Origin of the sequence: Novosphingobium sp. fls2-241-R2A-195, from assembly GCF_030209485.1 — a bacterium.
Classification (GTDB): domain Bacteria; phylum Pseudomonadota; class Alphaproteobacteria; order Sphingomonadales; family Sphingomonadaceae; genus Novosphingobium; species Novosphingobium resinovorum.
The window spans coordinates 1-14,158 of sequence record NZ_JARVRY010000003.1 but is presented as its reverse complement, the minus strand read 5'-3'; the positions used below and the strand labels follow the sequence as shown (position 1 = coordinate 14,158).

Below are 14,158 nucleotides of genomic sequence, written 5' to 3'. Positions count from 1 at the left end.
CGACAATGACGGGATTTCTGAAGAAGCTGGTACGCGACCTTGAAGCACCGATCGAAGCACGCGGCTTCGGCACCGGCTGGTTCGCGGGGTTCTTTGCCATGCTGCTGGCCGCCGCCGGGCTGTGCTTCGTGGTCGCGCTGCGCTGGCCTGACTGGTTCGCCACGCCGGAACTGGCCGTGGTGCTGAAATCATCAGGCTTTCGCATCGTCGTCTACACAACGCTGCTGGGCGCCTATGCGCTTGCCCTGCTGAGCTTGCTGCTCCGGCCGCGCAAGGCGATGGGCATGACTGCGCTGATGGTGGCACTTGCGGGAACCATCCTTGGCGGCGCGTCGGTCCAGCCGCGCGAGATGCACGACTGGGGCGTGTTCTTCGGTGTCGATTTCTTCGCGGTGAACCTTGTCGCCACCGGCCTGATGTTCGCCCCGCTGGAACGCCTCGTGCCTCATCGCGGCAGGCAGCGCCTGTTCCGCCCCGAGTGGAGCGAGGACCTGTTCTACTTCCTCGTCAGTTCGATGCTGGTGCAGTTGATCACCTTCCTTGCCCTTGCGCCGTCGAGCTATCTCAACGCGCATGGCACCGCCCTTTCGGGTATTCGCGCAACCGTGGGCGGATTGCCGTGGTTGGTCCAGTTCATCATGGCGATGCTCCTGACCGACCTTACGCAGTACTGGTTCCACCGCGTGTTCCACCGCATCCCGTTTCTCTGGGGCTTCCATGCGGTGCACCACTCGGCCCGGTCCATGGACTGGCTGGCCGGTGGGCGAATGCACTTCGCCGAGATCGTGCTTCTGCGCGGTGTAACTTCGCTGCCACTGCTGACACTGGGCTTCCTGCCTTCGGTCATGCAGGCTTACATCGGCATGGTCTACGTCTATTCCTCGCTGATCCACGCCAACATCCGGGGCGACTTCGACCGTCTGGGCCGGTTCATCGTGGTCCCGCGCTTCCACCACTGGCATCACGCGCTGGAAGCCGAAGGAATCGACAAGAACTTCGCGATCCACTTCCCCTGGCTCGACCGTCTTTTCGGCACGCACTACTTCCCCAAGGGGCAGTGGCCGCAGGGCTACGGCGTGCCCGAAACTGTGCCGAAGGGCTATCTGGCGCAGATGCGCTATCCTTTCGTGCGCAAGGCCGGCTGACGATGGGCAGGAGATCGGACCACGGACGCGAGGAACTGGAATCGCTGATCCTCGACAACGGGCGGCAGGTCATGGCCGAAAGCGGTTATGCCCGGTTCTCCGCGCGTGAGGTCGCCAAGCGTATCGGCTATTCGGTGGGCACGGTGATGCACGTCTTCGGGAACGTCGACCGGCTCGTCATGGAGATCAACGCGCGCACGTTCAGGCTCTGGAGCGAGTGGCTGGAAGAGCGCCTTGGCGGGGCCGAGGGGCGTGCGCGCATTATCGTCCTCGTCCAGGGCTATTTCGACTTCGCGCAGACCCATCGCAACCTGTGGTCGGCGATCTACGAGCACCGCGTGCCGGAAGGCATGGAGATGCCCGAGACGCTCGCCGCCGAGCGCATGCGTCTCACCGGCGTCATCGCGCGAGAGGTCGCGACGGTTCTGCCTGCAACGGAGGCCGCAAACGCGGCAGAGCTTGCCAGTTCGCTTATCGCCACCGTGCACGGGCATTGCGCGTTCATGCTGGGCGGCACTTTCGCTCTGTTAGGTGTTGCGCGACCAGCCGACCTTGCGGCGGCGCGCGTCATCGAAACTCTGCACGCAAGGGGCGCTCTGATCGACGCCTGAACGAACACGAAAGGATCTAGATGAAGGCTGCGAAACATCTGGCCGCGTGCTGGGGGCTGGCGATCACGGCGTCGCTCTGGGCACTTTCGGCTCATGCGCAGGGTGAAGCCGCGCATACCGATGGCCCGAGCTTCTCCTGCACGGCGGCGCGCACGGCGATGGAGCGGGCGATCTGCACCGATCCGGCGCTTGCCGTCGCGGATCGGGAGATGGCCGCACTCTTCGCGCTGTCCCGCGAAAGCGCGTTCGGCACCGGCCCGTCGAGCGAACTGGCCGCCCAGCGCCAGGCGCTGAAACGGATGCGCGGCTGCGAGGGCGCGGAAATCCGCAAATGCCTCAAGACCGTTTATGCCGAGCGCAACGGCGCACTTGCCATCGCCGCGCTGATGCATGCTCCCGACCAGGCGCTGCCGGTGCTGCGCCGCCTCGACCCGCAGTTCGCACCGGTGTTGGAAGCGGTTGCGCTCTGGGCGCGGGAACCCGTCGACACCGACTGGTCGGCCCCGGAGCGGGCAGTTGTCAGGACGCGCATCACCGCCCTCCTCTTCCCTTACCTGACCCGCCTGAGCACGGATGAGGGGCAATCCTTCGGCTGGTCGATCCTCTCCGAACCTTACGGGGATTCTCCCAAGGTTAGGACGACGGGCGACCTGTTCACCAGCGAACGCCACTTCGCGGCCTTTCTCAACGTGCTAGGCCCTTACCTCGACGAAGATGCGAACGGCATCGAGCGCAACCTGCCGTGCGGGGCGATCGTACGCCATCCGGCGCTGATCGAGGCCACGGAATCGGTATTCGGCTCCACCATGGACAACTTCGTGCTGCGCAACGACTGCGAGCAGACCCTGCCCCCGACCCCGGCGCTCGACACACTCGCCGCGAGGATTCGCGGCACCTGGCCGGACTGCGACGGGACGATACGCTTCGCCGCATACCGATCGTATCAGACCGCGCTGGACCGTGCACGGCTGGGTCAGGCACCGCATGAGGCCAGGCCCGAGATCGCCGCTCCCGATGGCGTCCCCACCGCTGCTGTCGAGACAGCACGCAGCGAACTGGGGCGTTACTACGCTGTTCACCTCGGCAAATCTGCGAAGGATGCCGCCACGATGGCCACCGACGCCATCTCCGGCGTAGTGTCCACCGCCCATAGCTGCGGCACCTGAGCCTGATCGGGAGAATTCGATGAAATCGGCAATGCTCGGCATCGCATGGAGCCTTGGCATCCTTTTGCCCTCCACCTCCCAGGCGCGGTCTTCCGAGTGGTGGTACGTGGCCCAAGCGGCGGAAAAGGTGCTGTTCGTCGACGTCGGCTCAATCCGGCGGGACGGCGACACGGTGCGCTACGAAGCCAGCCAGATCCTGCGCGAGCCCGGCAACCCGGCCGCATCCCTGCGCGCCTGGATGATCACCGACTGCCGCAGGCAGACCGAAAGCTGGGATCTGTACTTGCGCTATGGCTCCCGGGACGAGCGGCTCGACGAGACCGCACTCAGTTATCCCGACCCGGAGCCGGTCACCGCCGGAACGCTGGCGGATGCACAAATGCAGTTCGTATGCGCCACCGATCGCGCCGCGACCGGCGGGTTTCCCCTCAAGATCGACGAGGTTGCCTTTGCCGAAGCGCTCATCGCCGACACCGAAGCGAGCGAGCCGCCCGCAACCATTCACGACCGTATGCGCGCCGATCCGAAGGTGCCGGTGATCCGCTCCACCGCGCCCGCCCCGGAGACTTTCGGCACGCCGCAGCGTACCATGGCGGGCGATGCGGTTGTCCCACCGCGCGACTACGCGAAAGGCACCGCCCTGCCCGATCTGAAGAACTACGATACCGACGAGAGCGGAACGATATACGATATCGCCTATATTGGGACCGAAGACGGCGAATTGACCTTCGAGCAACGCGGCTACAGCATCGGCGATCTTGCCCGGGCGAGCAGCGCGCAGACTATGCGTTTTCCGCTAGCACAAAAGACGATCCAAATCGCAGACATCGCCATCGAGGTCATCGATGCCACACCACAGCACCTGCGCTTCCGTGCGACCCTTGCTTCAAGGGAAGACGGCGGCAACGGTGCAGCCTTCCCCTGTCTCGCCCCGGCATGCACGGGGGAATGATCACGACCGCGACCTGCGTGTCGGCCTACCGACATCCCCGTCAACACCGTGCCAACGGGAACGAGGGCATACACCCTTTCCCATAGCCCACCTTCTTGCCCGCACCTTCGCCATGTTCAGAACGTCAACCGCAGTTCGCCCAGGAAGGTGCGGCGCGAGACGTGCTCGCCGCCGAAAGCGGAGCATGCCAGGATCGAAGGCGCGATAGTCGTAAAACTCAAACCCGGCAGCGCTCAGCCAGCGTCGGGAGAGGCTGCCTTCGGCGTTCGAGCCATCCGCTTAGGCCTGCCCGTCTGGCGAGGCTTCTCCACCTTCGCGGCATTAGCTTTTTCACCTGATGCGCCGTCTTTACTTGCTGCTGCCGCAGTCTTCTTGCTCCCGGTGTCGCCTTTACCGAATAGACCAAGCTTGCCACGGCGCTTTGCCGGAACTTCCGCGACTACACTACTTGTGGGTTCTACGGTGTCAGGCGTCACTTCTGAAGATGCAGCCCCGCGCTTTGCAGGCTTGGAGCCCTCTGCGGCGATGGCCGGTTCTTTCTGTTTCCTGGTCCGCGTGCTCTTCGGAGCCGCAGGCGCCTTCGCGTCCTCGGCAGCAGGTTCCGTTTGCGCCGGGGCCGCAATTGCGGGCTTCGATGCGACCTTGACTTTGCGCCGCGGCGCTTTCGGGGCCGCCGGTTCAGCCGACGCTGCGGCAGTCGCATCACCTGCCGTACCGGCGTCCAGCGCCTTAGCGGCCGATCCAGCAGGCTTCTTTACCCGACGTCCCTTGGCCTTTGCTGGCGCAACGGGGACCGACGACACCTGTTCGGGTGCCACGTCGTTTGCCGCGACCGAGGCAGCGACGGTCGGTTCATTGGCGGAAGCATCCGAACTGGCCACGACTGGAGCGCGTTCTCCAGAGGTTTTCTGCTTGCGGCTACCCAGTCCGATTTTCTCGGCGATGGAGCGGCGCTTGGCCGCAAAATCCGGCGCGACCATCGGATAGCTCGCAGGAAGGTTATAGCGCTCCCGATAAGTCGCAGGCGTTAATCCGTGCGCTGCCAGATGACGCTTGAGCGTTTTGTACGGCTTGCCATCGATCAGGCTCAACAAATGTTCCGGTGACGATTGGCTCTTGCGAACAGAAACAGCGGGTGTGTACGTCGGTGCTTCCTCGACGACTGGCTCGATGACGGCGTCATCGGTCAATGCCGCTTTGGTCGATCGTATCAATCCGGACAGATCTTCGGATGCCACTGTATTGTTCGCCAGATAGGCGCTCAGCAGTTGCACGGTGAGAGCGGCGATGTCCGTAGTCTTGTCGATGTCAGGCATGTGCGATCAAGCTCCCAATACGTCTGTGATCTTTTGCAAAAACCGAGACGACCTTTCTGCGGCTGCCATGCATCCGAATGCAAGGGTAAAAGATGTCGCCTGAAGCATTCTTGCCTGTTTTTTGCGCAGATGGACTCGATGCGGAAATTCGATGAACCATTGCGCTTGTAGCGCTTGGCGCATCGACCTTCCGCCTGCATATCCGCCTTGCCTTTCAGGTATCCTCTCCCAACTTCATAACGCCGGCCCTTGGGTCGGCTTTTCTTTTGCAAGCGCAGCAACCTGCCCGCGACGTACCGAGGTGCGACAGCCGCCCGGCAAGCGTGGAGGATGCGGCATCCCCGAAATGTCAGGCACACATTCGTGGAGTAAAAAATAGCTTGCATATGAGAATGCGTCGCAATAGCGTAGGTCATGTAGCTTGCCTCTCTCGTCAAGCCACAAGCCCGTAAGGAACGCTTGTCATGGGGCGTTCCTTCATCCTGTGACCTTTGGTCGGGGCGGCTCCTTGCCTTGCTCGCCCCGACCATTTTTTCGCTCTGAGTCATTGCATGACCGGAGACGCCGCGGTCGCAAGTAGAAAGGCAGGCACAAAGCAAGCTGGTTTCAACCCGAATGGGGTTACACCGCACCGGCGGAGTGATAGGGGCTGATCGATGCGCACGCTGCTGCCTTTCCTTGCCTGCCTGATGTTGATCCTGATCAGCTGGTCCGGCATGGCGCACGCCGTAGAGGCGGCGAGCGGCAGCGACGCCGGGTACGATTTCTCCTATCATGCGCCCGGCGACGGTGACGAAGCGCCTGCAGATGCCGATAGCGGCCTCCCGCACCATCATGGTGCCTGCCATAACCATGACCTCGGCACCATGCAGATGACGGTCGAGCAACCCATTGCCGACTCGGACGGGCAAATTTTCGGCTTCAAAGGGGCCTCGCCGCTGCATTCGGCGGACGATAACGTGATGCCACGCCCTCCACGAACCTGACGCTTCCGTCGACCGGCTGACTGTCGGTCGGGAATCCTCCGTCAGGACTATCACATCATGAAGACTGTACTCGCGGCGTTACTCGCCGCAGCGTCCTGTGCCGCAACGGTGCAGGCGCAGGAAGTACCGGGCGCACCTTATGGCGCCGTAACGCTGACGCTCGAAGATGCCATCGCGGCAGCAGGCGGCTCCGCTCCGGCCGTGGATGCCGGTCGTGCCGGTGTCGATGCGGCAGTCGCCGGCCGCAAGGTCGCAGGACTTCGCCCAAATCCGGTCGCTCAGGGGCAGATCGAGAATGTCATGGGAACCGGTCCCTATTCCGGCATCGGCAGCAACGAGACCACGGCCGGATTCATGCAGACCCTGGAACTGGGCGGCAAGCGCAGTGCCCGCGTTGCAGTCGCCACTGCGGAACTGTCCCGAGCTGAACTGCAGGCTGCCATCATCGCCGCCGACGTTCGCCTGCACGTGACGCAGCTCTACGTGGAAGCTGTCTCGGCCGAGCGCCGACTGATCGCGGCGAAGGACCAGGCACGGATCGCTGCTGACGCACTTAGAGCCGCCGGTGTGCGGGTTCAGGCAGGCCGCGCCTCACCGCTCGAAAAGCAGCGCGCCGACGTGGTGCGCGTGAACGCTGAAGCCAATGCCGAACGGCAGGACCGCCTTGCCCGTACCGCGCGCACGAACCTTCAACGCCGGATAGGCCGGGCCATCGACGGTCCTCTCGACGCGGCCCTGCTCGATCGGCTGCCGCCCGCTTCTGCGCCGTACGGACCGTCGGCGCCGATCGGTCCTCAAGGCACACTGGCACTGGCTGCCGCCGATGCGGACCTCGCCATCGCCGACGCCGGCGTCCGTCTCGCCAAGGCGAATCGGACACCGAACATCGACGTCGGCCCGTCGGTGCGCCGTCTGGAAGCGACGAAGGATTTCGCTGCTGTTTTCACGGTGTCGATCCCGCTGCAGGTCTTCGACAGCGGCAGCGCCGCGCTTGCTCAGGCCGGCGCGCAGCGCACGCAGGCCGAGGCCAATCGCCGGGTGACGGCCCTCGATATCGAGCAGGCCATCACCAACGCGCAGGCCGATGCCGACAATGCCGCGACAACCGCTCGTGCGGCTTCCGGCCCTGCCTTGCAGGCTGCGCAGGAAGCCGCACGCATCGCCCGTATCGGATACCGGGAGGGCAAGTTCAGCCAGCTCGACCTTCTCGATGCCGAGCGCACGCTCGCCGAAATCCGCATCGTCGCCATCGATGCGCTCGCATCCTACCAGATTGCCCGTGCGCAGCTGGAGCGCCTGACCGCGCCCGCCGCCGCGCCTCAAGGGGGAAACTGATTGCCATGAAACCGAATAAGCGCACTTACGCCGCATTGCCCCTCTCGTTCGCCCTTGCCCTCGCGGCCTGCGGTGACGGCGACAAGGCGGCACACCCCCCAGTCGAAGAGAAAGGCGCGACGGACGCCAAGCGGGTCGAGGGCACAATCGTCATGAGCGCCGAGCAGATCGGTTTGGCCGGTATCCAGATCGGACATCCCATGATCGGCGGCTCGGGCACTTTCGAACTTCCCGCTACGATCGACACAGACCCCCAGGGCATGCAGGTCGTCTCCGCCGCGATCGGCGGGCGTGTGGTCTCGCTGACCCGCAACCTTGGCCAGTCGGTCGGACAAGGCCAGGCGATCGCCGTGATCGAGAGCCGCGAGGCAGCCTCCCTCAACGCCGAGATCGAAGCCGCACGGGCGCGGCTTTCCCTCGCCAAATCCAACCTCGATCGCGAACAGCGCCTGTTCGCCCAGAAAGTCTCGCCCGAACAGGATCTCATCGCAGCGCGTACCGCCGCGACCGAGGCGCGTATCGCGCTTCGCCTCGCCCAGCAGCAGGTATCGGCGGCAGGCACGGGTGGCGGCGCACTGAACCGTATCGCCATCCTCTCGCCGATCTCCGGCCAGATCATCGCGCGCAGCGTGGTCCTGGGCCAGACCGTAACCGCCGATGCCGAGCTGTTCCGCGTGGCGAACCTTTCCAGCGTCTCGCTCTCGCTCAACGTGCTGCCGCAGGATGCCGGCCACGTGCATCCGGGCAATCCCGTGACCGTCAAGGCGGCAGGCCGAGAGACGACCGCGCGCGTGACCTTCGTGTCCCCGGCACTCGACACGGCCACTCGCCTCGTGCCGGTGATCGCCATGCTCGACAATCGCGCGGGCCAATGGCGAGTAGGCGAACCGGTCACCGCATCCATTGCGCTTTCCAGCAGCGGCGACGGCGACAACGGCGATGGGGCCGTCAAGGTGCCGACTACGGCGGTCCAGACCGACGAGGGCAGGACCGTCATCTTCGTGCGCACGCAGACCGGCTTCAAAGCTGTGCCCGTCATTTTGGGCGACAGTGCCGGGGACATGGTCATCGTCAAGTCGGGCCTCAAGGGCACCGAGAAGATCGCCACCGTCAACAGCTTCACGCTCAAGGCCGAACTGGGCAAGAGCGAAGCGGTGGAGGACTGAGCCATGATCGCCCGCGTAGTCACATGGGCGGTCGAGAAGCGCTGGCTCGTCCTGCTTCTCACCGCCATTGCCGCCGTCATCGGTGCGGCATCGCTTTCCCGCCTGCCGATCGATGCCGTGCCGGACATCACCAACAACCAGGTCCAGATCAACGTCCGCGCGCCCGCCCTCTCGCCCGAACTGGTGGAGAAGCAGGTCTCATTCCCGATCGAGACGGCACTGGCCGGCATCCCCGGCCTCGACTTCACCCGCTCGCTCAGCCGCAACGGCTTTGCGCAAGTAACGGCGGTCTTCTCGGATTCCACCGACATCTATTTCGCCCGCCAGCAGGTCGGCGAACGCCTGCAGGGCGTCGCTGAGAACCTGCCCGATGGCGTGAACCCCGAGATGGGGCCGATCGCCACGGGGCTTGGCGAAGTCTACATGTGGACCGTCAAGCTCCAGCACCGCGCCGACGACAAGCATCGACCGGGTGAACCCGGCCAGCAGCCCGACGGCAGTTACATAACCCCCGAAGGTGAACGACTGACCACGGAGGCGGAGAAGGCGACCTATCTGCGCACGGCGCAGGACTGGATCGTCACCCCGCTGCTGAAAAACACCAAGGGGCTGGCCGGCGTCGATTCCATCGGCGGCTATGCCAGGCAGTTCCTGGTCGTTCCCGACATTCAGAGGCTTGCCGCGCTCGACCTCTCGCTGACCGACCTGGGCAACGCACTGGAGCGCAACAACACCAGCGTCGGGGGCGGTTTCGTCGACCGTAATGGCGAGGGGCTTGCCGTCCGCTCCGACGCGCTGATCCGCAATTCGGCGGAACTGGGCCGCACCGTCGTCGCCACCCGCGACGGGGTGCCGATCACGCTCGACCAGGTCGCATCGGTTCGTTCGGGCCAGGCCATCCGCATGGGCTCGGCGTCCGAGAACGGCACCGAAGTCGTGGTCGGCACCGCCATCATGCGCATCGGCGAGAACAGCCGCACGGTGGCGACCGCGGTTGCCGACAAGCTACAGTCCATCAATGCCTCGCTGCCGCCCGATGTCGTGGTTCAGCCGGTTCTCAACCGCACCGCACTGGTCGATTCAACCATCAAGACCGTCGCCAGGAACCTCGGCGAAGGCGCTGTCCTCGTCATCGTCGTGCTGTTCCTGCTGCTCGGCAACTTCCGCGCCGCCCTCATCGCCGCGCTCGTCATTCCGGTGACGATGATGCTGACCGGCTTCGGCATGCTCAAGGCCGGGGTTTCGGCCAACCTGATGAGTCTGGGCGCGCTCGACTTCGGCCTGATCGTCGATGGCGCGGTCATCATCGTCGAGAACGCGCTGCGCCGGATCGCCGAGGAGCAGCAGCATCACGGTCGCCTCCTCAGCGTGAAGGAACGTCTCGCGACCGTGACTTCGGCCGCGCGCGAGATGATCCGCCCTTCGGTTTACGGCCAGGCGATCATCATCCTCGTCTACGTGCCTTTGCTCAGCCTTACCGATGTCGAGGGCAAGACTTTCGTGCCGATGGCGCTTACCGTCATCATGGCGCTGGCCTTCGCCTTCGTCCTGTCGCTCACCTTCGTTCCCGCGATCGTCGCCATCTGGCTCTCCAAACGGGTGGAGGAAGAGGACGGCCTCATCATAACCTCGCTCAAACAGCGCTACGCGCAGGGCCTCGACCGGGCGATGAAGCGGCCCAGCTTCACGATCGGTGCGGCGCTGGGCAGTCTTGTCCTTGCCGCCGCTGCGTTCATTTCGCTCGGACAAGTGTTCCTGCCCCAGCTCGACGAAGGCGACATTCTCATCCAGGCCCTGCGTATTCCCGCTACTTCTGTCCAGCAGAGCCAGGCGATGCAGGTGCCGATCGAACGGATGATGTCGAAACAGCCGGAGGTGAAGTTCGTCTTCTCAAAGACCGGCACGGCCGAACTTGCGTCCGACCCGATGCCGCCCAACGCCACCGACATGTTCGTCATCCTCAAACCACGCGAGGAATGGCCGGACCCGAAGCTGGAAAAGGCTGACCTGGTCGCTCGCATCGAAGGCGAACTCGCGAAGTTCCCCGGCAATGCCTACGAGATCACACAGCCGATCCAGATGCGCTTCAACGAACTCATCGCGGGCGTTCGCGGCGACATCGCCGTCAAGGTCTTCGGTGACGACTTCAACACGATGAACCGCACCGCCGAACGGATCGCTGGTATCCTGCGCAAGACCGAGGGCGCTGCGGATGTGAAGGTCGAACAGACCACCGGCCTGCCGATGCTCGACATAAAGGTGAACCGCGATGCGATGGCTCGCCTCGGTGTCACCGCACAGGACGTGCAGGATACCGTCACCGCTACGATAGGTGGGCGTACCTCGGGCATGATCTTCGAAGGCGACCGCCGCTTCCCGGTGGTGATCCGCCTTTCCGATGCACAACGTGCCGACATCAACCTGCTCCAACAGTTGCAGGTGGCGGTGCCCGGCGGCTCTCATGTCCCTCTCGCCAGCGTCGCCGAGATCAACCTCGTGGATGGCCCCAACCAGATCAGCCGCGAGAACGGCAAGCGCCGCGTCGTGGTGCAGGCCAACGTGCGTGGGCGCGACGTCGGTAGCGTGGTAGCCGATGCCCAGGCCGCGATTGCCCGGACGGTGCGCCTGCCCGCTGGCAGCTATGTCGAATGGGGCGGCCAGTTCGAGAACATGAAGTCAGCCAGCGAACGCCTGAAGCTCGTCATCCCGGCCTGCTTCGTGCTCATCCTGCTGCTGCTCTACGGGGCACTTGGAAGCGTTCGCGATGCCGCGATCGTCTTCACCGGCGTTCCTTTCGCCCTGGTCGGCGGGGCCCTTCTTCTGTTCGTGCGAGGCATGGACTTCTCGATCTCGGCAGCAGTCGGCTTCATCGCCCTGTCCGGCATCGCCGTGCTCAATGGCCTCGTCATGGTCAGCTCCATCCAGGACCTGATCCGTTCGGGGATAGAGCGGGCCGAAGCGGCCCGTACCGGCGCCATGCAGCGTCTGCGCCCGGTAGCCATGACGGCACTGGTCGCCAGCCTCGGCTTCGTGCCCATGGCGCTGGGTTCAGGCGCCGGCGCGGAAGTGCAAAAACCGCTGGCGACCGTCGTGATTGGCGGCCTGATCTCGGCGACGCTATTGACCTTGTTCGTTCTACCGACCCTCTATGCCCGCTTCGGGCAGAAACGGATCACCCCGAACGAACACTGCAACGAAGGGCATACCTTTCAGGAGCAGGCGTTGCCCCATGGCGCATGATCACGGCGAGACCGGCGACGCGCGCACATAGCATTCATTTCCATGCATGATCTCGAGGCCGCAAATATCAATCTCGTCGGCAGCGAGCCCTTGTCAGGCGTCTGTTCAATTGACCAATTTCACGTGCTCGGACCTTTTGGCGGGCGCAGGACCATGACGGCTATGCCGCCGGCTTTGCGCGTGAAACCCTGAGCGAGCAGGCACCGGCGCGCGCTTATCGAACCCCGCTTAGATAATCCTCAGACAGGCTTTTCGAACGGCGGGTTGGAGCCGTTTAGTCCTGCGATTGCATTGGCCTGACGGCCGCGCTAGGAGGCATCCATTCGCAAGGACCCGGTGAAATTCCGGGTGGCTATTCCGGCCGCCGATCCGCCGGACAACGTTCGTTGCAGGGCAATCCGCCCTATCCACGCCGCTGCCCCTGCGACCATCGTCGGTTTTCCAGCATGCACAGTTCCCCTCTTTCGCGCTACCGCGCCGAATGGTTCAACGGCGTGGGCGATGCCCGGCGCGACATACTCGCCGGCATGGTCGGCACCTTCGCCCTGATCCCGGAGGTCATCGCCTTTTCCTTCGTGGCGGGCATCGATCCGGAGGTGGGCCTGTTCGCCTCCTTCATCATCGGTATCGTCATCGCCTTTGCCGGTGGGCGGCCCGCCATGATCTCCGGGGCGGCGGGATCCGTGGCGCTGGTCGCGGCAGCCCTGGTCCATACCCATGGCCTCCAATATCTCCTGGCCGCCACGCTGCTGGCCGGGCTGTTCCAGATCATATTCGGCCTGCTCAAGCTCGACGTGCTGATGCGCTTCGTCTCTCGATCCGTGCGCACGGGCTTCGTCAACGCGCTCGCCATCCTCATCTTCTCGGCGCAGGTGCCGCAGATGCTGCATGTCACCTGGCACACATATGCGATGATCGCAGGGGGGCTGGCGATCATCTATCTGGCTCCGCGCCTTACCAGGGCCATTCCCTCGCCGCTCATCTGCATCCTGATCCTCACCGCGATCAGCATCGCCTTTCCCATGCCCATCCACACTGTCGCAGATCTGGGCCGTCTGCCCGCCTCGCTGCCGGCCTTCACGCTTCCCGCCGTGCCCTTTGACGGCCAGACGTTGCGCATCGTCGCCCCTTATGCGCTGGCCATGGCGGCAGTCGGCCTTCTGGAATCCATGATGACGGCAAGTGTGGTGGACGACCTGACCGAGACGGCCAGTTCCAAGGCACGCGAATGCACGGGCCTGGGCCTTGCCAATGTCGCCGCCGCGCTGTTCGGCGGCATCGCCGGTTGCGGCATGATCGGCCAGACGGTCGGCAATGTGCGCTACGGCGGGCGGCGGCGGTTGTCTACGCTGGTCGCAGGGGTATTCCTCCTCCTGGTCATGGTGCCGCTCCGCCCCTGGGTCGCACAAGTGCCGGTGGCGGCACTGGTCGCGATCATGATTATGGTATCGGCAAGCACCTTTTCCTGGGGATCCATCCGCGACCTTGCCCGGCATCCCAAGGTATCCGGCATCGTCATGGTCGCCACCGTCATCGTCACCGTCGCAACGCATGATCTCTCGGCGGGCGTCACGGTGGGGGTGTTGCTCAGTGGTGTATTCTTCGCCTTCAAGGTGACGCGTCTGATGGACGTGCGCGCGAATTACGACCCGGCGACCGACACGCGCACCTACACCGTCACGGGCCAGATCTTCTTCGCCAGTGCAGAGATTTTCGCTGATCGCTTCGACCTGCGCGACACGGTCGCCCATGTCCTCATCGACCTGACCGCCAGCCATTTGTGGGACATCACTGCGGTCGGTGCACTGGAGGATGTGGTTACGAAGATGCGACACCACGGCATCGCAGTCGAGGTGATCGGCCTGAATGCGGCGAGCGCGATCCTGGTTGATCGCCTGGCCCCCACCGTCGGCAGCCCTGTCGCCTGAAGGAGCGCTCGGGCAAGCCGCTTTCCTACACGTCGTCGGGCCCGGTACATTGCGCCCATGCCCAGCCTGATCGCCTCACACTGCACAAGGTTACACCGCAAGGTGACACCTCACCCGCACAAGGTGACACATCCGCGGCAAAATGTGTCACCTTACAACCGCAAGGTGACACATTTCCGGCCAAGGTGACACCGTTTCCTTCTGGACCGTGTCAACCGTGTAAACCCTGTCACCTTGCGGGCAGGAACAGCGTGTCCGGGTCGTGTCCCGCGGGGTGGTGTAGGAAGGTTTCCCTGAGAGGGTGGCCACCGTC

10 protein-coding genes and 1 other annotated feature are annotated in these 14,158 nt (G+C 64.2%); of the genes, 9 read left to right on the top strand and 1 reads right to left on the bottom strand.

From position 1 onward, the window contains the following. The first annotated feature begins 5 nt into the window (after positions 1–5). The 4 genes from QRN25_RS02135 to QRN25_RS02120 are packed head-to-tail and all read left to right on the top strand — an operon-like array spanning position 6 to position 3,874. Positions 6–1,145, top strand: coding sequence for a sterol desaturase family protein (locus QRN25_RS02135; protein ID WP_271183828.1), 1,140 nt, complete (start codon positions 6–8; stop codon positions 1,143–1,145). A gap of 2 nt (positions 1,146–1,147) precedes the next feature. Next, complete coding sequence (locus tag QRN25_RS02130) at positions 1,148–1,756, top strand: TetR/AcrR family transcriptional regulator (protein WP_285017234.1); 609 nt, start codon at positions 1,148–1,150, stop codon at positions 1,754–1,756. A 20-nt stretch (positions 1,757–1,776) separates the two neighbouring features. Beyond that, positions 1,777–2,922: a lysozyme inhibitor LprI family protein gene (locus QRN25_RS02125; protein ID WP_271183826.1), complete on the top strand. Its 1,146-nt coding sequence runs from the start codon at positions 1,777–1,779 to the stop codon at positions 2,920–2,922. A gap of 19 nt (positions 2,923–2,941) precedes the next feature. Then, a complete protein-coding gene (locus QRN25_RS02120; RefSeq protein WP_285017232.1) occupies positions 2,942–3,874 on the top strand; it encodes a surface-adhesin E family protein in 933 nt (310 codons plus the stop codon). A 233-nt stretch (positions 3,875–4,107) separates the two neighbouring features. On the opposite strand, the gene QRN25_RS02115 is transcribed toward QRN25_RS02120, so the two are convergent. After that, positions 4,108–5,190: a Ros/MucR family transcriptional regulator gene (locus QRN25_RS02115; protein ID WP_285017231.1), complete on the bottom strand. Its 1,083-nt coding sequence runs from the start codon at positions 5,188–5,190 to the stop codon at positions 4,108–4,110. Positions 5,191–5,846: 656 nt separating this feature from the next. Here QRN25_RS02115 and QRN25_RS02110 point away from each other — a divergent pair. The 5 genes from QRN25_RS02110 to QRN25_RS02090 all read left to right on the top strand — a co-directional run bounded on the left by QRN25_RS02110 (position 5,847) and on the right by QRN25_RS02090 (position 13,845). Then, the gene (locus tag QRN25_RS02110) at positions 5,847–6,176 is read left to right on the top strand and encodes a hypothetical protein (RefSeq protein WP_285017229.1); all 330 of its coding nucleotides are present in this window, start codon (positions 5,847–5,849) and stop codon (positions 6,174–6,176) included. Between the two features lie 57 nt (positions 6,177–6,233). Next, the gene (locus QRN25_RS02105) at positions 6,234–7,511 is read left to right on the top strand and encodes a TolC family protein (protein WP_285017228.1); all 1,278 of its coding nucleotides are present in this window, start codon (positions 6,234–6,236) and stop codon (positions 7,509–7,511) included. A 5-nt stretch (positions 7,512–7,516) separates the two neighbouring features. After that, positions 7,517–8,677 carry an efflux RND transporter periplasmic adaptor subunit gene (locus tag QRN25_RS02100; RefSeq protein WP_285017226.1) on the top strand — a complete coding sequence of 387 codons (1,161 nt, stop codon included), beginning with the start codon at positions 7,517–7,519 and terminating at the stop codon, positions 8,675–8,677. A 3-nt stretch (positions 8,678–8,680) separates the two neighbouring features. Beyond that, entirely contained in the window at positions 8,681–11,917 is a 3,237-nt protein-coding gene (locus QRN25_RS02095) for an efflux RND transporter permease subunit (RefSeq protein WP_285017224.1), read from the top strand. Positions 11,918–12,243: 326 nt separating this feature from the next. Then, positions 12,244–12,299: a sequence feature (sul1 is cis-regulatory element that is thought to sense ions involved in sulfur or methionine metabolism; They are found in Alphaproteobacteria), on the top strand. A gap of 64 nt (positions 12,300–12,363) precedes the next feature. Continuing rightward, the gene (locus QRN25_RS02090) at positions 12,364–13,845 is read left to right on the top strand and encodes a SulP family inorganic anion transporter (protein WP_285017222.1); all 1,482 of its coding nucleotides are present in this window, start codon (positions 12,364–12,366) and stop codon (positions 13,843–13,845) included. Positions 13,846–14,158: the final 313 nt, after the last annotated feature.